Here is a 19,721-nt window from a genome sequence, read left to right as displayed (position 1 = left end):
GGATTGAATATAAAAAATATATAAAAAATACCTCGAGTCTCTATCTCGAGGTATTTTACTTTAGAATATATTCAGCTATGTTCTTGCTATGATCACCGATACGCTCTAAATTGCTTAACATATCCAGAAATATTGCCCCCGCATTGCCTTTGCAAAGATTTTCATTCAACCTTGTAAAATGTCCCACACGGAACTCGTGCTCCATCCGGTCAAGATCAGCTTCTCGTCCACGCACATCTGCAGCAGCTGAGCGGTCATTATGCTCTAGGGCATATAGCGTACGTCCAATTATCCAATCTGCAGCATCGATCATTTCATGCAGCTGGCTAATAGCCACTTCTGATAATTGAACGCGGTTACGCGTACTATACTCTGCGAGCTCGACGATGTTTTCAGCATGATCACCAATACGTTCAATATCGTTAACGACATGCAGCAGTCCAGTTAATTTCTCAGATTCTCCAGCTGTTAGATCATGCTGATGAATAGCTACCATATAATCTGTAATCAAGCGATTAAGCTCATTGACTAATGCTTCTTTTTTCAAGGCTAGATTAGCAGAACGACTGTCCTGCTCAAAAAAGTATTGTGAAGCGTGCATTAATGTTTCCCTTGCTATATTCCCCATGCGTAATGTTTCATTTTGCGCTTGCTCAAGTGCCATGCTTGGCGTTGCAAGGAAACGTTTATCTAAATATTGAGCCCCAAACATAACCTCCGCTGAAGGTTGATGTGTTTGTATTAAGGACTGGGTAATACGAAGTAACAAAGGTACGAAGAGTATACAGACCATTCCAGTCAATAGCTGGAACAAGCTGTAGGCAATCGCTAGCTCAATATTCATAGGTGCTGCTTGTCCTAGAGACAACGATAGCTCAATCAGTGGCTTCTGCAGCAGCAAAAACAACCCCGTACCGATAACATAATAGAGCACTTGAATAAATACTACGCGCTTTGCTCTAATGCTGGCACCAATGACAGCAATGCATGCAATGACCGCAGATCCGATGTTACTGCCTAACATAATTGGAATCAAGCCTTGAAAATCGATCAACCCTTCCTTGGCGATCGTTTGCAGAACACCCATCGCAGCATTTGAGCTTGTTAGGAGTAAGGTAAGTACGATTCCTGCTAATAAACCAATCACAGGGGTATCCGATAAATTCATTAAAAAAGAAGTAACTCCCTCTGTTGAGCTTTGGAGTCCGTCTCTTACAAGCGATAACCCGAGAAAAAGTGTACCGAAGCCTAGAATAATTTGCCCGATATATTGGATTCTCTTATAATGCACAAATAATAATAAAATTACACCTATCGTGATAATCGGTAAAGCATAATTCTCAATGCTAATACCTACGATGAACACGGTAAAGATCGTACCAATATTGGATCCAATAAGGACAGGAATGGCTTGCTTAATGCTTAATATACTCGCATTCATCAAACCAATGATTAATATTACAGCTCCGGTAGCACTCTGAAACAGCAACGTAACTATAATCCCAACAGCTATACCTAGCAAAGGGTGAACGGTATAGGATGCAAGCAAATGCCTGATCTGATCTCCTGCCGTTTTCTGCAAGCCATCAGACATATATTTAATGCCGAATAGAAATATCGCAACTCCGCCTACAAGATGAAAAATTAAATCTTGTAACCCCACATTACCCTCCATCAAAACTGGCACTAAATTCCACTGTAATGCCTGCAGTAAATTTGTAACATAAATGAAACATTACATTCATTTGTCCTTAATATTCTTTGTCTATACTTCTAATTGACCCCCTTTTTAATGATATATACACTTTTGAACCCTCAGCCCATTGCTGTGGGTTCCTTTTTTTTTATTTACTTACTACTAACTATTTGTTCGTACCAGTCCCAAAACAACCCAACCTGCTCCGGCTTATGCGCGTCAGAGCCATATACTACAGGTAAATCTAACTGCACACACTTCTTTATAAACCACTCTGGCACGTATTCCTGCTCACAGCTGGTCACTCGAAAGCCTGCAACATTTACGTCAACACCTACACCATTTGTCTGAAGTAAAGGCAGCAAGCGCTCTAAGCGAGCTTGAAACTGAGCCTCGTTTAATGGAGGCAATTGTTTTTGAAATTTACGAATTAGATTAATATGACCTATTCTCGCATTCATCGGCAGCTTACCTGCCTGCTGAATAGTCAGCTCTATATGATCAAAATAAACATCTACAAGCTTCTCCATGGAGCCGTAATAGGCTAACAGGTTCTGCTTGAGATCATCTGAGGTAAAATCAACACAGTAGTTTCCATCTGCAGCTGGTAAGTAATGTACGGAATAGATGACCTCTTCTAGCACATGCCCCCATTTTGCAACAAGCTGATCGGTGTAATCCTGACGACCATGCAAATAATCCAATTCCAGTCCAATAACAATTTCAATCTCTTTTTCGTATTTCTTTTTTATATTCATTACATATTGGAAATATTGTTCTAGTTCATGCTCGGGCATTCCTAGCTCATCAAACAACTTGCGATCATTTACCCAGCCGATTGGCAGCGATGGGTGCTCTGTCACTGAATAGCGCTGAAAGCCAAGTGCAATCGCGCGTTCAACATATTGTTCAATTGGCGCATCGCTTCCATGATAACAAAATTGAGTATGGGTATGACCGTCCCACTTTAACATCGTATCTCCACCTTCTACATCATCTCATTCTTAATATTCTACATGATTTGAATGGGATAAGGAATATACTCGGACAAGAAGCACTAACGAAAATAGACTCAGTCCTGTTGAACTGAGCCTGTCTGATATTATTTAGCCTTGCAATTTTACAATTTCGTTTGTATCTGATGTCTCAGCTTTATTACCTGTAAGCTTATTAATAATTTGTTTCATAAGCTTTAGTTTATTTCCCATGTCCCAATATTCAGCTGTCTCTGCTTTAACTTTAATTAGTATGAGATTAGGATCATCACTCGTTGTATCCAGCAGCTTCTCATAGGCGACATTCCAGAACTCTTTTATTTTTCCTCTATCATTAATTAACTCGGCTGTACCTCGAATCGATACATACGATTGACCAGCATAGGTAACATTAACCTGCGGATGCTGCTTCAGCTCATCATACTTCTCTGTATCCTTCATCGTCAAAAACCATAAGTCACCGTCAAATTCAACCTCCTGGGTTTTCATCGGACGTGATACAATGCCATCCTTGGTTAGAGAAGTGAGCATGGCGATATCAATCCCTTTAATTAAATCCCTCACTTTTTCGATTGCATCCTGATCATCAGTTACATTCTTATCTGTCATCTTCATACCTCACTTAGTGATTTTCTTTTGATTATCTTTTACAAAAATGACGATAGATACTCATAAGTCTGTAAATGAAAAAACGTGCAGTTCATGAATTTCTCATGAAGCCTGCACGTTTTTTCGTTACAACCTTTATTTCAATATAATGCCGATGCCGAATGGATCGACAGTATAATAATGATCTCCTCTTGCCTCTACCTCATGTCCGAACTGCTTTAAGCGTTGAACAACAGCTTCTCTTTCCTCTGCAGAGCTTAGATGGATTGTGTATTCCTTCAGTCCTGTTGCATTCGCAGGCAGTGGAGTCGCATCCCTGCCATTCCATATATTAAGACCGATATGATGATGGTAGCGTCCTGCGCCGGTAAATAAAGCACCATTAACTGACCAGTCCAGCTCTAATGAAAAGCCCAGCTCATCGCAATAATAACGTTTCGCCTTGTTGAGGTCAGATATATGAAGATGGATATGCCCCATCACGGTATTTTCATCAATGCTAGTAAATGGACGATCATCTGCCTCAGCTAAAATCCCTTCCCAATCGATCGGATCTGTCGCCATTCTCACCATATTATTATTGTCATATTGCCACTCTGAGCGAGGACGATCCCGGTAGATTTCAATTCCATTTTGATCAGGGTCGGATAGATACAGTGCCTCACTTACTAGATGGTCAGCTTGACCGACACCAATTCTTAATTGAACAAAATGCTTCAAAATATTCCCTAATGCCTTACGTGTAGGTAGTAATAATGCAAAATGATATAAACCTGTATGTCCACGACGACTTCCAGTATATGGTTCATTTACTACCACAAGCTCAAGCAAGATATCCTTTCCGTTAGCAGACAAGCTTGCTTGAGTCTCAGTGACTTGAATAGCCTTCAAGCCAATTACCTGTTCATAAAAAGCAACTGATCTTTCTATATTCGAAACTTTAAGCGCAACCTTCCCGAGACTAAGAGCTGGATCTATTTGGTTACTCATTTCATATCACCTCTTAAATTTATAGTTACTTAATTTAATAAAGTAAGTATATCGGATTGTTATATTTATGTCAACGTAGTTATTCCCTAAGGTAACAAGTTGTATTTTGAAAATTAGAAGCTGAACAACTAATATTGATAAGTTAAAAATCTATATAATCTAGAATAATATTTTAAAGATTTATTTCTATTAAAATAGTATTTTCACACATACGCTTTGGATGGCTCTCCCATATGCTATATAAGTTTAGGGGGTGATGAAATAATGAAGAATAAGTTCAACAATGAGTACTTACCTTCTCACAAGAAGGAAGTAACAACTAGTGGAATTCGTCCTGTCGGACGTCGTGGTCCAACCGGGCCAACAGGACCGACAGGCCCACCAGGAGGAGTTATACCAGGTACTTCTTTATTTTCTATTGTAGATCCGAGTAATAATAACGTATCTGTCGAAGCAGGAGGACAACTAATCTTCGATTCTTCCAGTCTTACTATCGAAGTATCGGAAGGATCTGCTATCGTAACCATTGATGTCGATGAGTCTATTATCGGACCTACTGGTGATACTGGACCGACGGGTGGCACGGGGCCAACGGGCGACACGGGGCCGACGGGCGACACGGGACAAACTGGTGACACCGGACCGATGGGTGATACTGGACCTACCGGTGATACTGGGCCGACGGGTGACACCGGACCGACGGGTGACACCGGACCGACGGGTGACACTGGACCGACGGGTGACACCGGACCGACGGGTGACACCGGACCGACGGGTGACACCGGACCGACGGGTGACACCGGACCGACGGGTGACACCGGACCAACTGGACCGACCGGAGATACTGGACCTACTGGCGACACTGGACCAACTGGACCTACTGGCGACACTGGACCAACTGGACCGACCGGAGATACTGGACCATCTGGACCGACGGGTGACACTGGACCAACCGGACCGAGGGGCGACACTGGACCAACCGGACCGACGGGCGATACTGGACCAACTGGACCGACGGGTGACACTGGACCAACTGGACCGACCGGAGATACTGGACCGACCGGCGACACTGGACCAACTGGACCGACCGGAGATACTGGAACATCTGGACCGACTGGTGACACTGGACCAACCGGACCGACCGGCGACACTGGACCAACAGGACCGACCGGCCCTTCTGGAGGACCTCCTGGACCAACGGGACCGACAGGTGATACTGGACCGACTGGGGATACTGGACCTACCGGACCTACTGGCGATACTGGTCCAACAGGACCTATTGGGCCGACTGGAACGTTAGGTTTCAACCCCTATGATGTCTATGTTCAAGCCGGTGCAGTTGGAGGAAACGGAACTCAAGCAAGCCCATTTGGAACAATTCAACAAGGTGTCACGGCTGTATTACCGACAGGCACTGTTCATATCCTTGGAGGAACTTACCCTATTACTACCCAAATTACGATCAATAAATCCGGGGTAACACTAAAAGGATATCCTAATACAGTAATATCACTTCAAGCAGCGACCATTGCATTTCTGGTAACTGGGGATGGAATAACAATAGAAGGATTAACAATTACTAGTAATATTCCGTATGCTGTCGAGTTTATTCAACTTGAAGGAACCAATCACAAATTAATAAATAACACTATCTATGGACCTCCTCAAGCGGGAGATAGCGGAACTTGGATCGTTAATCGTGGTTTTGTAACTCAAGGAAATATAGTTAATTTAATCGTACGAAATAATATATTTTACTCTCTTAGACAACCGGCTTATTTGAATCCGAACTCACGGGGGTTCATAACTAATAACGTTGTTTATAACACCCGAGGTTGGGTTGTTGATGGAGCTATTTTTGTATTTTCAGGAAATTCATGGGGAGTCCCTGAAAATGCAACAGATATAGCACTTTTACTAGGTACACCAACAGGTCCTCCTTATGATCCAATTGTTGATTTAAGCGCCAATAATAGTTCAGCATCCATTACTGATCTAAGATAATCTGTACTCAGTCACAGAAAGTAATGCGTACGATTGTAATGACTCTAACTGAAGTGACCTCTCGATATTAGTTAGCAATATTAACTGGTACTTATACATTTATATATGTATGGGTACCAGTTAATTTAATTTTACACGACCTGAACTTTTTAATCCTATTATTATCTATAAAGTTGCAGGAACTTAATTCAATATAGCTACAATCAAGTGAAAATGAAATAGGGGTATCAATTAAAGGCTAGTTGGTATTAAATCTATCTTAAAAAGGCTTCATAAATATAACGTTACTCTAATAATTTTAATTTGTTAATCTCTTAAATCATTTATTTCTATTAAAATAGTATTTTCACACAAACCCTTTGAAAAGTTCTTTCATATGATATAGAAGTTCAGGGAGGTGTTTAATATTGGGGAATAAGTTTAATAACGAAAACAATCCTTCTTACGAGAAGGAAGTAACAACTAGTGGAATTCGTCCTGTTGGACGTCGTGGACCTACAGGACCAACGGGACCAACAGGCCCACCAGGGGGAGTCACACCAGGCACTTCTTTATTCACTGTTGTCGATCCGGCTAATCAATCCGTATCTGTCGACGCGGGAGATCAACTTATCTTCGATTCATCTACTCTTTATATCGGTGTTTCAGAAGGATCTGCAATCGTAACTATTGATATGGATGAGAATTATGGAGCTACAGGCCCGACGGGTCCGACAGGATCTACTGGTGCTACGGGCGACACCGGACCTACCGGTGACACGGGGGCTACTGGTGCTACGGGCGATACTGGACCTACGGGCGACACGGGTGCTACTGGTGCTACGGGCGACACCGGACCTACCGGTGACACGGGAGCTACCGGCGCGACTGGTGATACCGGACCGACGGGCGACACGGGTGCTACTGGCGCAACTGGCGACACTGGACCTACGGGTGACACAGGTGCTACTGGTGCGACTGGTGCTACTGGCGACACCGGACCTACGGGTGACACTGGGCCGACTGGCGACACTGGACCTACGGGTGATACTGGACCAACAGGTGCTACTGGTGCGACTGGCGACACCGGACCGACGGGTGACACAGGTGCTACTGGTGCGACTGGTGATACCGGACCGACAGGTGACACGGGCGCTACTGGCGCGACTGGTGATACCGGACCTACAGGTGACACGGGCGCGACTGGGGCGACTGGTGATACCGGACCTACAGGTGACACGGGCGCTACTGGCGCTACGGGCGACACTGGACCGACGGGTGACACAGGTGCTACTGGTGCGACTGGTGATACCGGACCGACGGGTGACACGGGTGCGACTGGCGCAACTGGCGACACCGGACCGACGGGTGACACTGGACCAACGGGCGACACTGGACCAACGGGCGACACTGGGCCGACTGGTGACACTGGGCCAACGGGTGACACTGGACCAACGGGCGACACTGGGCCGACGGGTGATACTGGACCTACTGGTGATACTGGACCGACGGGTGATACTGGACCGACGGGCGACACTGGACCAACAGGTGACACTGGACCTACGGGTGATACTGGACCAACAGGTGACACTGGACCGACTGGCGACACTGGACCTACGGGTGACACTGGACCGACGGGTGACACTGGACCTACGGGTGATACTGGACCTACGGGTGACACTGGGCCGACGGGTGACACTGGACCGACTGGCGACACTGGACCGACGGGTGATACTGGACCGACGGGTGACACTGGACCTACGGGTGATACTGGACCAACAGGTGACACTGGACCGACTGGCGACACTGGACCGACGGGTGATACTGGACCAACAGGTGACACTGGACCAGCCTTTGAAGAAGGCTTCTCTGCAACATCAATCTTAGCTGGTGTTACTGCTACAGCTCAGATTGCTCCATGGACTGATGCAGCACCATACTTCAACTCTGGAGATTTCGACATTACTACCGGCACATTTACTGTTCCTGAAACAGGAAGATATGCATTTATGGCTACTATAAACTACTCCACTACTGCTGCTATCTCTGTAACTCTAGGAGCTGGAATAACACCTTCGTTTGTAATTCGTAGAACTACTCCGCTCCCTGCGACTGATCTGATTTCAGGTCTATTCCCTATCTTAAACGTTGACCTACCGCTTGGAGTCTTGTCATTAAGAGCTATTTTAGGAAGTGGTACAGTAACATTAGCTGGTGAAGTTGATTTAACAGCTGGAGATACAATTGGCCTATTCTATGAAGCGGACGGATTAACCATAGGACTTGATCTAGGTGGAGCCGCTGCACCAATTGTCTGGTCAGCACAGCGTATCACTTAAATCTATTAATCCAATATTCTATTAACCAAAAGATGTGAAAAAGACATTCTCTTTTCAGAATGTCTTTTTCTATTTTTCAATATATTCATACTTTAATTGGTACCAATAAGATAAATCTATCAATATAGTAAATTAGCTCAAGCACTTAATGTATCAATTACATATATTATAGTACAAGACTAAGGAGGTGAAATATATCTATGGAGAAACATCAGAAAGACATGACGGTTGAAAACGAAGTAACCATTAGTGGGATTCGACCAATTCGTCGAGGACCAACAGGACCGACAGGACCGACAGGACCGACAGGACCGACAGGACCGACAGGACCGACAGGACCGACAGGACCGACAGGACCGACAGGACCTTCGGGTTCAATTGGTCCAGCTGGAGCAACGGGTGCCACAGGTGCAACGGGTGTAACGGGTGACACAGGCTCTACGGGTACTACAGGAGCTACAGGAGCTACAGGAGCCACAGGAGCAACGGGTGCGACTGGTGACACTGGGCCTACGGGTGACACGGGACCGACTGGCGACACTGGGCCGACTGGCGACACTGGGCCAACAGGCGACACTGGACCGACTGGCGATACTGGGCCTACGGGTGACACTGGACCGACTGGTGACACAGGTGCGACGGGTGACACTGGACCGACGGGCGACACGGGGCCGACGGGCGACACGGGGCCGACGGGCGACACGGGTGCTACTGGTGCTACTGGCGACACTGGACCGACGGGTGACACTGGACCGACTGGCGACACGGGGCCGACGGGTGACACGGGACCGACGGGTGACACGGGACCGACGGGCGACACGGGACCAACGGGCGACACGGGACCGACGGGCGACACGGGACCGACGGGCGACACGGGACCGACGGGTGACACTGGACCGACGGGTGATACTGGACCTACGGGTGATACTGGACCGACAGGTGATACTGGACCAACAGGTGACACGGGACCAACAGGTGACACGGGACCGACGGGTGACACGGGACCAACAGGTGATACTGGTCCAACAGGTGATACTGGACCGACAGGTCCTACAGGTGCTACAGGTGCTACAGGAATGTCCAGCTTCTTGGCCGCCTGGAGAGAAGACCCTGGCACTGGTACAGATTCAGTTGCAGCGGGTGATGCACTAACGTTTACGAATGGAGCCTCTGTCGGAACAGCATTCTCACCATTTACTGCACCATCAGACACGATCACGATACTAGAAACAGGATTCTATCAAGTAACATTCACTGTTCACAATCAGGGGAATGCACAAGGTTTCGATCTAGAGTTAAATGGCACGCCAGTAACTGGGGTTCCATTTACCGGAGATGGAGGAGGACCTGTTTCTGCTGAAATTATTATTGAAGTGACGACAACTCCAAGTACACTCCAAATTGTAAATAACGATAACGTTGCAGTTAACCTTCATAGCGATACAAATGCCACAATTACTGTTCTTAAACTTGGATAGTGTATCTTAGACAACTATAATCTTTCTAAGGTCAAGATTAATTAGCTGTAGAATGAATCAAATATTCAAAGAAAAAAACGAGTGCAGTAAGAAAGTGCTGCACTCGTTTTTTATAGTTGTATTCGAGGATAAATCGCATGAATATGATGTCGTGCAGCTTCTGTACCCGCATCGACATAAGGCTGTAAATCCTTAAATCCTGTAACGATATGATCTAGATTAGGACGAATGACAATATCTGCGAGCTGTAATTCTTCCGTAACAATTTTCGTACTCATCATGTCGATTGTATTGAGCAAGGACTTTACAAAGTTCTTCGGTATACCTTTAGTAAAGTTCTCGGTACATACATTTACAGCGATAACTAAATCAGCACCCATGCTTCGAACTAAAGCTGCCGGCACTGGATGTACAACTGCCCCATCAACTAAGGTTTTCCCTTGATATTGCACGGGTCTCATCAGCGCTGGAATAGCTGTACTTGCTCTGATTGCTTTTGAAAGGGAACCTTCTCTCATAATATGCGGCTCACCTGTGTTGGCATCAGATGCAATTGCTGCGAATGGTTTCGGTAGCTCCTCTATTTTTAATTCTCCAAGATAGCTTTCAATAAATTGTGCTAACGGCTCATTATGAAATATAGATCGCTTCGGAAACGTGAAGCCAACGATATTATTCCATCTTAATCTCTTAATTACCTTCTCAAGATCAAGTAAATTCATTCCAGCTGCATATACTCCACCTATTACCGAGCCTACACTCGTCCCAGCAATATAATCAATTGGAATACCTTCTTGCTCCAGCACCTTCAACACACCAACATGACTAATCCCTCGTAAGGAACCGCTTCCGAGCGCAAGACCAACTCGTGGTCTAACACCGGGCGGCTTCGCTCTTGAAAATCTTAAATGCGTAGATTGAATCGTTCTACCTTCGCTCAATAAGAATGCTGCTTCAATAACAGAGATTAGCTCCGATACATTATTCATCAGGTAAGGAAATAGTGTTAACGTGCGGATTGCTTCTTCAGATATTAAGTCATGATTGCCATTTTCCTTCTGAACAAAATGCTTTGCCAACAATGCGATGTCCTGCGTGCGCTCTCTTAGTGGCGGTACGTGAATAGTAACAGCAGCACCCTCCAACCTTTTTAAAGAAGTGACAATAACATTCATGTTCTGTACAACGCTGAGAAGCTTGTTCCATTCATCCTTAGGTAGATTTTCTGCTTGATCAATAATGAGTGTACCTTTACCTACCGCGGATACAATAGAAGGCCATTCATTCCAATTTAATTCTTCAGCGCGAAGTGATAATACAGGTTCGGAATGGCGATGTGACTTATAATGAATTTGCTTAGCTGCATGTGTCTTTCCGACGCCTGCTTCCCCATAAACTACGATTAATCCGTTATGCTTACTGGCATGATGAATTGCTGACTTTACTGATTGTATTGCTTCACTTACGCCGATAAGCTCACCGAACTTTTCACGGTCATCGAGCTCATTGCGCTTCATAAAGTACAGGCTTTTTGAATACTCCTCTGCAACCCTATCATTCGACTGTTGAATTCTACGTACCATAGACTCAATCATATGCTTACGAAAGGCTTGACTTTGATCCATTAGATATAGCAAACCTTCACGATTGAGTGCTAACAGCTTAAGGGGGCAGCTTGCATAGACAGAAGCGCTAACTGGATCACCAGTCAAGCAGGACATTTCTCCGAAGAAGGCACCTTCTGATAAGGTAGTAATTGGAACAACACTAGGATTCTCCAATTGTATTCGAACCTCGCCTTGCTCTATAATAAACAATTGATTACCATTCTGACCTTGACGGAGAATAAGCTCCCCCTCTTCATAGGTGCAGCAATTGACAAACGATAACAGCTCATGTAGCTGTTCCTGTTGAAGTTGTGAAAACATGGGCAGTTGTTTTAATGTTGTCAACATGGTTCGGATCCTTTCTAGAAAAGTAATGAATGGGTTATAAGAGTAGATACATAAGGAGTGCGACAATGAAGTCGATGTTACAGCTTAGTGTAATGAGTGAATGTGATGCTAGAACTGTATGTACTTGGGTCTATTCATCCCCATATCATATTTATAATTGGCCCTCTTGGGAGGAGATGTGCAAGAAGGAACTAGAATTTTCTGATCATACGATTCGAACAGAACAATATTGCTGCATTTATCGCGAACAAGAGCTAATAGGCTATATTCAGCTATTCCCACTTGAGCAGGTTATACGATTAGCCATCTTCTTATCTCCACAACACTGCAACCAGGGTCTTGGACAAGAAGCAGTTGCTTTAGCAATAAAGGAAGCACTTAGAAGAAATGCTGAAGCAGATATTGATTTAGAAGTTGAGTGTTGGAATAGACGTGCTATCGCTTGCTATAAAAAAGCGGGTTTTAGCATTACAGATCAATATCAGTATATGCAAAGAGGAGTTAGCAAGGAAGTATTCTGTATGGTTTATAACCGTTTACTGTCCTAATGTAGCCTACATTTCTACATTTTTCAATACTTAATAAAGGAATGAGAAACAAGAATAGAACCTCCCTAAAAGCAGAGGTTCTTATTATACTACTCATTTGATGCTTCTGCAGATGAAACAGCTGGCTCGCCAGCTTGCAGCAATTTTCGATTTCGTCCAAATAATAAGCACAGGACAACGAGTATACCACCTGTAATGACGAGTAACGATTCAATCGACACAACATCTGCCAGTGGACCAAAAATTAACATTCCGATTGGCATCATGGATGTCGAGATCATACCTACTATTCCGAATACCCGACCTAAATAATTCGGGTCCACCTTTTCCTGAAATATAACGTTCATCGGAGAATTCATAAATGGCATCGCTACGCCAAACAATCCCATAAATACGAGATACACGATAAAATTAGGTACAATCCCAAGCGCAATCGTACAAATACTCATCCAAGCAATGGCTGCAGAAATGGTTACAATACGATTACGGAAGCCTCCCCACATAGATATGACCGCCCCACCAAGCATCATTCCTACAGAGAACACAATTTCAAGTGCCGTTAACCTCCATACATCATCACCAAATGACCGGGTTGTTTGCAGCGGTGTTAAAAATGACGCAGGTGCCAATAAGACAAAAAACAGGACAAAGAACACTAATAATGTTTTAAGGAAGGGATGCTGACGAACGTAAGCAATCCCCAGCTTCATATCTTCAAAATAACTTACCTTCTCTTGCTGCTTACTTCTTTCGTGTGCTGCAATTGGAACAAATAAGAGTAACGTAACGATGGCAAGTATCGCTGTGACGACATCAATAAAGAAAATATTGCTTAATGACGTAACTGATATCAGCCCCGCACTAATAATCGGTGAAATAAACATCATTAATGCTTGAATCGTTCCATTAATCCCATTGACACGCATGAGATGCTCTTCAGGTACAAATTGCGGAAGAATAGCACCTACTGCAGGAATATGTATACCCGAACCGACTGCTCGAATAGCCGCCATCAAGAACAGCAGCCATATTTCCTCGTAACCCATTAAAAACACAACAGCCAGTATTAATGTCGCCAACGCAATCATCGCATCTGCTGCGATAATAAGCTTTTTACGATCAAATCGATCTGCCCAAACCCCTGCAAACGGTGAAATAAAAAAACTAGGCAAAAAACCACAAATAATAAATATGGTCATCGCTATACCTGACTGTAAGGTTAATGTAATATGCCACATCATCGCATATTGTACAATCATCGAGCCGATCATTGAAATACTTTGCCCGGTTAGAAAGAAAGCGGTCGTTCGTTTCCACGAACTACTCATTACTTAGCACCATCCTTATCATCTACAATTCAATAGTTATAGTTTACCAACAAATGAAGCGAGATATCACATTTATTTTAGCAGACAAAAGAAAAAGCACTTGCCGCACGGACAAGTGCTTCTTACTAACCATTTAATCATGGTATTTATTTAGTAGCTCTACAAATTTATTTGCAGTCATTTTCGGTGTACCCGCATTAAGTCTGTATACTTCATCTGAGCCTGCTTTATTAATGCCAGGCTTGATTGTAAAGAACAAGCTAACACCTAAGTCTTTTAATACTTGTTTAGCTGTCGCATTATAAGCACCGTATGGAAAAGCAATAATTCCGTGTTCATTATTGAGCTCTTCCTTTAGACGTTGCTCCATCGTAGCTAAATCTTCAGTAATTCGCTCCACATATTCTTTTTGCGTTTCGACTCTGCCCTTTTCCTTAATGTAGATTCGATTAGTCAATAAAGGCCCTGTCTTGTTTCCACTTTTATCAAGAGGAGCATAGTTATGCATGTTGTAAGTGTGATTGTAGAAGCTGTGGCCTTTTTCCTTTAAGTCACGCATATCATCCCAAGTTAAATGGGCAGTTTTTACATTATGAAGATCAGAGCTTTGACCAATAATAAAATGAGTGCCAACCATATTGTATTTATCCATAAGTTTCACGCCATATGTGCGGTAGCTGTCATATCCGTCATCAAACGTAATGACTACAGCATTATCTGGAACATCTCCACCCTTTAGCTTAAAATCATAAAACTGATCCATCGATATCACATTGTAGCCACGTTCATGAAGTAGCTTCATATGGGTTCCGAAACGAGCGGGTGAGATCGTTGCTCCGCTTTCTACAGCATCGATATGGTGATACATCAACACAATGACCTTGTCGCGATAATACACCTTTTTATTTTTGGTTTTAGCAGATACCTCATTAACTGGCGCGAAACAAAGTAAAAATACAAGACCTAACAAAAATATGCGAGCCTTCAAACCTATTCTCCTCTCAGCTTTACAATCTACCTATGATTTAGCATCAATGCCACGAGCGGGCTGCTGTGGCGCTGTCTTTTTACGCTTGTTGCCAGGAATGTTGCCGAATAAAATCCAGTGCTGTGGCACAAACCGAGCGATGATGCTAACAACAATCCATGAAATAACAAGGGCTGAAACAAAACCACCTACATACCATGCATGATGCGCCATGACATTTCCTGTTTCGGGTGGAAACTTGCGATATATTAACAGCACGAAAGGGTGGAATAAATAAATACCAAAGCTCAATTCACCTAAGCGCATAAGCAGCTTATTTAACACTCCTGAACCCATTCGATAAATAATAAAGCTGAGCATCAGCAATACTAATGCTGTAGTTAAAGCATGCAAATTCCAAACTGCATCAATAAATGATGTATTGTAGCTATTAAGCTTCAATCTCATCTGATGCCAAATATAAACATGTGTAAGACCAGCAGTTAACCAGACGAGTGCTAAGGCTAACCAACCGACAAGTCTACTCTTGGTAAAGTTGTCCTTGCATACGATGAGCCAGTTTTTGCATTTATCCCAATGTATACCGAGGTATGCTCCTAGGAAATAATAGGAGAAATAGCTTAATGACCAGCTACCGCGCGCTTTTACTGGAGTTTCAAGAACATATTTATTGATAAGGAAAAAGCTCCATTGCGCGACAATACCGAATACGATAAGCCAAGGTGTTAGTCTCGGAAACTTTTTAAATAGCCACAAAAATATAGGAAACATCAAGTAAAACTGAACACTAATGAATACAAAATATAAATGCGTATAAGCATTGCCATGCAGCAATCTTGAGGCAATGTCGCTAATCATATCTCCAACCGGCGGAATCGCACCACTCTGATACAATCTTAAAAAATAGTAAAATAGCGAAAATACGATATAGGGAACAATGATGTATAGCATTCTGCGTTTATAGAAATTCGTAACCAACTTCGCCGTAAACGGACGAGCATAATAGTTATAAAACAACACAAAACTGCTGAGGAAAATAAATGTTGTCGTACCAAACTTCAAAAAGATGTTGGCAAAATTATAGAGAAAGAACCAATTGGAATCTATCATTCCTGTACTTACTGCTACAGAAGTTGAGTGAACAGACAGCACGCCAATAATCGCGATCGCCCGAACGATTGACAGTTCTGGAATATTCTCTCTCTTAGCGATCGTAGCTCCTTGAGCCATGCTAACTCCTTCTTTCTATCATTTTTATCGTGTCGAAAATACTCTCCAATTATCAAATATAATCATAGGTTTGTCAATTTACTTCAATATTTTGCTACTATCCTATTTAGCTTCTTGCAATATTGAATTACTTAAAATTACCTTATAATTAAAAGAGTTCATATTCGCAAATCAAACATTATGACATGTGGAAGTGACGATTATCTATATGCAAATCAACGGACAATGCGCATAATGAAAACTATCAAACTATGTTAGGAGAGGTAAAAATGACATATATTGCATCTACTGAACGCTATCAAAGTATGAAATATAATCGTTGTGGCAACAGCGGACTACTGCTCCCTGCCATCTCACTAGGCTTATGGCATAACTTTGGAGGACAAGACGTATTCGAAAATGGTCGTGCAATGGTTAGACGTTCTTTCGATCTTGGTATTACGCATTTTGATATTGCAAACAATTATGGACCGCCTCCTGGTTCTGCTGAAGAGAATTTCGGGAAAATAATGAAGCTAGATATGGCTCCATACCGCGATGAACTTATTATTAGTACGAAGGCTGGGTATGGCATGTGGTCTGGCCCGTACGGTGACTTCGGTTCCCGTAAATATCTTGTATCAAGCTTAGATCAAAGCTTAAAGCGTCTTGGCCTAGATTACGTCGATATTTTCTATCATCACCGCCCAGATCCACATACTCCAATCGAAGAAACAATGGCTGCATTAGACCATGTTGTGCGCCAAGGAAAAGCGCTGTACGTCGGTCTATCGAATTATAGTGCTGAGCAAACGGCTGCTGCCTCTAAAGTACTGAAAGAGCTTGGTACACCTTGCCTTATTCATCAGCCAAGCTACTCAATCATTGATCGCTGGATTGAGCATGGACTACAGGACGTCCTTAAAGAAGAAGGCATTGGTACCATTGCTTTCCTACCGCTTGCGCAAGGTATATTAACTAATAAATACTTTAACGGCATCCCTCAAGATTCTCGCGCAGCAGGTCACTCTGTGTTTCTTAATGAAAACAGTATTACAGAAAATCATGTCCATGTAGCGAAAGAGCTTAACGAGCTGGCTGCCGAGCGTGGACAAAGCCTAGCACAAATGGCTCTAGCATGGGTGCTTCGCGAAGGAAAGGTTACTTCTGCTCTAATTGGCGCAAGTCGCGTTAGCCAAATCGAAGAAAATGTAGCTGCTCTCGAAAACTTAAACTTTACTAGCGAGGAACTAACAGCAATAGATTCCATTGTCGAGAAATACTTAGGAAAGAAAGCGTAAGGACTACTAAAGTGGAAAAATTCATTGAATTTCTTCCGCAGCATATTCATCAGCTTGATCTGTATCTCATTCAATACGGTCGAGAAAAATGTGACCCAGGACATTCCTTCGGTCCTGCTATGCGGGAGTACTATAAGTTTCACTATATTTTAGACGGCAAAGGTATCTTCGAAATTAATAACGAGCGCTATGAGCTAAAAAAAGGGCAAGGCTTTCTCGTCACACCCGATACAATCTGCTACTACGAAGCCGACCCTCATGATCCGTGGACGTACTGCTGGATTGGCTTCAATGGCATTAAAGCTGCTGGCTTGCTCCGTCAAGCCCAGCTTTCAGACGAATCACCAATCTATACATGGGAAAAAAGTGAGTTCTTCGAACAAAGCATCGAGCAAATGATGAACTCTAAAACGATGAATGCCGGTCGCGAGCTAAGACTGACTGGTCTGCTATATCTGTGGCTATCCGCAATGATCGATTGTCGTGGCTCAGAAATGAAGCAGAAAGCAAGAGAAAATAACAAAGAGCACTATATATCCCAGGTTGTTCATTTTATCGAAGTGAACTATGCCAACAAAATTTCCGTTCAATCTATTGCTCAATTCGTCGGGTTACAGCGCAGTTATTTGAGCGCATTGTTCAAGGATGTAATGGGGATTAGCTTGCAGGATTATCTAATCTCTTATCGCATGCGTAAAGCGTGTGAGCTATTAAGCACTACAACGCTGACCGTTGGTGACATCGCACGTTCGGTAGGCTACGAGGATCCACTTCTGTTTTCTAAGATGTTCAAAAAAACAATGCAGCTTGCTCCAACTCAATATCGTGATCAACATAGCAATGATTGACCATTTCAAAAAAATAAAGGGACGTTATTCTTCATTTAAGGTGTCTGCACCTTATCTAACGAAGAAACGTCCCTTTTTGTTCCAGTACATTCTTTCTAATTTTGTAACTACTCTATGCAGCCATAAACGGTATTACGTACGCGAAGATGATGCTCTCGCTCCATATTAGGCAAGCGTTGATGCATATATACGATTGAAAGCTGCTCTTCAGGATCTATAACTACATACGTTCCAGTCATTCCTGTCCAGCCAAATTCACCAAGTGAGCTGTTGCCGTTAGATGCACCTATATTCATTAAGGTACGGACTCCTAGTCCATAGCCATACCCCTCTGAGTAAGGGTTATGAAATTGAGCCAGCTGATGCTCCGTTAATTGATTAGCTCGAAGGAGATCAATCGTCTTACGACCGATAATCCGTTTCCCTTCGTGCTTGCCTCCATTAGCGAGCATTTTTGCAAATTGCGTATAATCCTTTGGTGTAGAAAACAGACCTGAACCTCCACCATAAAACTTTGATTCTGGCTCAAACGCAACATCGTTACGACCTGGGATCGGTTTAATGCCACCTTGCTCATCAGGAGCATACAGTGTCACCATGCGAGATTTCTGGTCTCCTGAGAATTGATAGCCTGTATCTTTCATACCAAGTGGTTCAAATAACTCTTTGCGCAAAAACTCATCGATACTCATTCCACTCACAACCTCGATCAACCGTGCCAATATATCGTGGCTAAAGCCGTATGCCCAGTTGCTTCCAGGTTCAAACAGTAAAGGAGCTTGAGCAATCTTTTTGACAAGCTGCTCTAATGTATATGTACCTTCTGCGCCTAGCTCCTCCTGTAATTCACGCAGCCGCGTTGCTGTCAGTGATTGTCCATCGCTGTAAGGAATACCTGATGTCATAGCAAAAAGGTCCTTTACTAGAATAGGAGATTGAGCAGGCTTAGTCCACGCATAGCCGCTCGTAGAGGTGTGAACGACTTCCATCTCACTAAACTCTGGCAAATACTGAGATAAGGGGTCGTTAAGGAGAAATTTCCCACGTTCAAACAATAGCATTGCCGCTGTACATATAATGACCTTAGTTGTCGAGAACAATCTATGGATACTGTTCTCATCCATTAATAGATTACGTTCACGATCAGCATATCCATAGTACCCTTCAAATACAATATTGCCATGATGTGTAACGACACATCCACATCCTGCGATGTCCTTCTGTACAAAACCCGAAAGCAGCTCTTCCAAATGTTTAAATGAACTCATCACATTACCTCCTACATTAATAGATCGATAGACTTCCAAAATACAACCACTACTAGCCACATTATAATACAGAAGCTTAAGGAAGATCTAATTAATACATGGATAACAAACAATAACACCTTACTCCACCTAGGCTACTACCGTTATCGATGTGCTAATACATAGCATACTATGCATCATACTTCT

At 43.3% G+C, this 19,721-nt stretch carries 14 protein-coding genes and 1 pseudogene; 6 read left to right on the top strand and 9 right to left on the bottom strand.

The annotated features are described in order from the left end of the window. Positions 1 to 55: 55 nt before the first annotated feature. The 4 genes from NSQ99_RS06440 to NSQ99_RS06425 all read right to left on the bottom strand — a co-directional run bounded on the left by NSQ99_RS06440 (position 56) and on the right by NSQ99_RS06425 (position 4,290). Positions 56 to 1,663 (bottom strand): Na/Pi cotransporter family protein, encoded by a 1,608-nt coding sequence (locus NSQ99_RS06440; RefSeq protein ID WP_340835807.1) that lies wholly within the window; start codon positions 1,661 to 1,663, stop codon positions 56 to 58. Between the two features lie 185 nt (positions 1,664 to 1,848). Beyond that, positions 1,849 to 2,670 (bottom strand): histidinol-phosphatase HisJ, encoded by an 822-nt coding sequence (gene hisJ / locus NSQ99_RS06435; protein ID WP_340835806.1) that lies wholly within the window; start codon positions 2,668 to 2,670, stop codon positions 1,849 to 1,851. A gap of 132 nt (positions 2,671 to 2,802) precedes the next feature. After that, positions 2,803 to 3,300, bottom strand: a complete 498-nt coding sequence (locus NSQ99_RS06430; RefSeq protein ID WP_340835804.1) for a pyridoxamine 5'-phosphate oxidase family protein — start codon at positions 3,298 to 3,300, stop codon at positions 2,803 to 2,805. A gap of 135 nt (positions 3,301 to 3,435) precedes the next feature. Further along, positions 3,436 to 4,290 carry a VOC family protein gene (locus tag NSQ99_RS06425; RefSeq protein WP_340835802.1) on the bottom strand — a complete coding sequence of 285 codons (855 nt, stop codon included), beginning with the start codon at positions 4,288 to 4,290 and terminating at the stop codon, positions 3,436 to 3,438. A gap of 264 nt (positions 4,291 to 4,554) precedes the next feature. On the opposite strand from NSQ99_RS06425, the gene NSQ99_RS06420 reads away from it, so the two are divergent. The 3 genes and pseudogenes from NSQ99_RS06420 to NSQ99_RS06410 all read left to right on the top strand — a co-directional run. Next, positions 4,555 to 6,294 (top strand): collagen-like triple helix repeat-containing protein, encoded by a 1,740-nt coding sequence (locus NSQ99_RS06420; protein WP_445670486.1) that lies wholly within the window; start codon positions 4,555 to 4,557, stop codon positions 6,292 to 6,294. A gap of 407 nt (positions 6,295 to 6,701) precedes the next feature. Then, positions 6,702 to 8,612, top strand: coding sequence for a collagen-like protein (locus NSQ99_RS23240; protein ID WP_445670485.1), 1,911 nt, complete (start codon positions 6,702 to 6,704; stop codon positions 8,610 to 8,612). A gap of 272 nt (positions 8,613 to 8,884) precedes the next feature. Continuing rightward, positions 8,885 to 10,090, top strand: a pseudogene (locus NSQ99_RS06410) (BclA C-terminal domain-containing protein); the annotation flags it as partial. Positions 10,091 to 10,200: 110 nt separating this feature from the next. Here NSQ99_RS06410 and NSQ99_RS06405 read toward each other — a convergent pair. Beyond that, entirely contained in the window at positions 10,201 to 12,018 is a 1,818-nt protein-coding gene (locus tag NSQ99_RS06405) for a patatin-like phospholipase family protein (RefSeq protein ID WP_340835799.1), read from the bottom strand. A gap of 92 nt (positions 12,019 to 12,110) precedes the next feature. Here NSQ99_RS06405 and NSQ99_RS06400 point away from each other — a divergent pair, with 92 nt between their 5' ends. Beyond that, a complete protein-coding gene (locus tag NSQ99_RS06400) occupies positions 12,111 to 12,593 on the top strand; it encodes a GNAT family N-acetyltransferase (protein WP_340835797.1) in 483 nt (160 codons plus the stop codon). A gap of 89 nt (positions 12,594 to 12,682) precedes the next feature. Here the strand turns inward: NSQ99_RS06400 and NSQ99_RS06395 are convergent, their stop codons facing one another. The 3 genes from NSQ99_RS06395 to NSQ99_RS06385 form a co-directional block, all read right to left on the bottom strand. Further along, the gene (locus NSQ99_RS06395; RefSeq protein WP_340835796.1) at positions 12,683 to 13,921 is read right to left on the bottom strand and encodes an MFS transporter; all 1,239 of its coding nucleotides are present in this window, start codon (positions 13,919 to 13,921) and stop codon (positions 12,683 to 12,685) included. A 133-nt stretch (positions 13,922 to 14,054) separates the two neighbouring features. Continuing rightward, a complete protein-coding gene (locus tag NSQ99_RS06390; protein WP_340835795.1) occupies positions 14,055 to 14,909 on the bottom strand; it encodes a polysaccharide deacetylase family protein in 855 nt (284 codons plus the stop codon). Positions 14,910 to 14,939: 30 nt separating this feature from the next. Continuing rightward, a complete protein-coding gene (locus NSQ99_RS06385) occupies positions 14,940 to 16,139 on the bottom strand; it encodes an acyltransferase (RefSeq protein ID WP_340835794.1) in 1,200 nt (399 codons plus the stop codon). 269 nt (positions 16,140 to 16,408) lie between these two features. On the opposite strand from NSQ99_RS06385, the gene mgrA reads away from it, so the two are divergent. Together mgrA and NSQ99_RS06375 are read left to right on the top strand one after the other, a co-directional pair. Next, a complete protein-coding gene (mgrA, locus tag NSQ99_RS06380; RefSeq protein WP_251668034.1) occupies positions 16,409 to 17,419 on the top strand; it encodes an L-glyceraldehyde 3-phosphate reductase in 1,011 nt (336 codons plus the stop codon). Positions 17,420 to 17,430: 11 nt separating this feature from the next. Next, positions 17,431 to 18,267 (top strand): AraC family transcriptional regulator, encoded by an 837-nt coding sequence (locus NSQ99_RS06375; RefSeq protein ID WP_251668032.1) that lies wholly within the window; start codon positions 17,431 to 17,433, stop codon positions 18,265 to 18,267. Between the two features lie 107 nt (positions 18,268 to 18,374). Here NSQ99_RS06375 and NSQ99_RS06370 read toward each other — a convergent pair whose 3' ends face one another. After that, on the bottom strand, positions 18,375 to 19,535 hold the full coding sequence (locus tag NSQ99_RS06370; protein WP_340835793.1) for a serine hydrolase domain-containing protein: 1,161 nt from the start codon (positions 19,533 to 19,535) through the stop codon (positions 18,375 to 18,377). Between the last annotated feature and the right edge of the window lie 186 nt (positions 19,536 to 19,721).

This window comes from Paenibacillus sp. FSL W7-1287 (assembly GCF_038004245.1).
Classification (GTDB): Bacteria; Bacillota; Bacilli; order Paenibacillales; family Paenibacillaceae; genus Pristimantibacillus; species Pristimantibacillus camelliae.
Note: the sequence above shows the minus strand (reverse complement) of the source record. Positions and strands in the feature narration are given on the sequence as shown.

Bases quoted from the DNA above. Each gene is read 5' to 3' on its own strand.
- hisJ (WP_340835806.1), bottom strand. From the start codon at position 2,670: ATGTTAAAGTGGGACGGTCATACCCATACTCAATTTTGTTATCATGGA.
- NSQ99_RS06430 (WP_340835804.1), bottom strand. From the start codon at position 3,300: ATGACAGATAAGAATGTAACTGATGATCAGGATGCAATCGAAAAAGTG.
- NSQ99_RS06425 (WP_340835802.1), bottom strand. From the start codon at position 4,290: ATGAGTAACCAAATAGATCCAGCTCTTAGTCTCGGGAAGGTTGCGCTT.
- NSQ99_RS06420 (WP_445670486.1), top strand. From the start codon at position 4,555: ATGAAGAATAAGTTCAACAATGAGTACTTACCTTCTCACAAGAAGGAA.
- NSQ99_RS06405 (WP_340835799.1), bottom strand. From the start codon at position 12,018: ATGTTTTCACAACTTCAACAGGAACAGCTACATGAGCTGTTATCGTTT.
- NSQ99_RS06400 (WP_340835797.1), top strand. From the start codon at position 12,111: ATGAAGTCGATGTTACAGCTTAGTGTAATGAGTGAATGTGATGCTAGA.
- NSQ99_RS06395 (WP_340835796.1), bottom strand. From the start codon at position 13,921: ATGAGTAGTTCGTGGAAACGAACGACCGCTTTCTTTCTAACCGGGCAA.
- NSQ99_RS06385 (WP_340835794.1), bottom strand. From the start codon at position 16,139: ATGGCTCAAGGAGCTACGATCGCTAAGAGAGAGAATATTCCAGAACTG.
- mgrA (WP_251668034.1), top strand. From the start codon at position 16,409: ATGACATATATTGCATCTACTGAACGCTATCAAAGTATGAAATATAAT.
- NSQ99_RS06370 (WP_340835793.1), bottom strand. From the start codon at position 19,535: ATGAGTTCATTTAAACATTTGGAAGAGCTGCTTTCGGGTTTTGTACAG.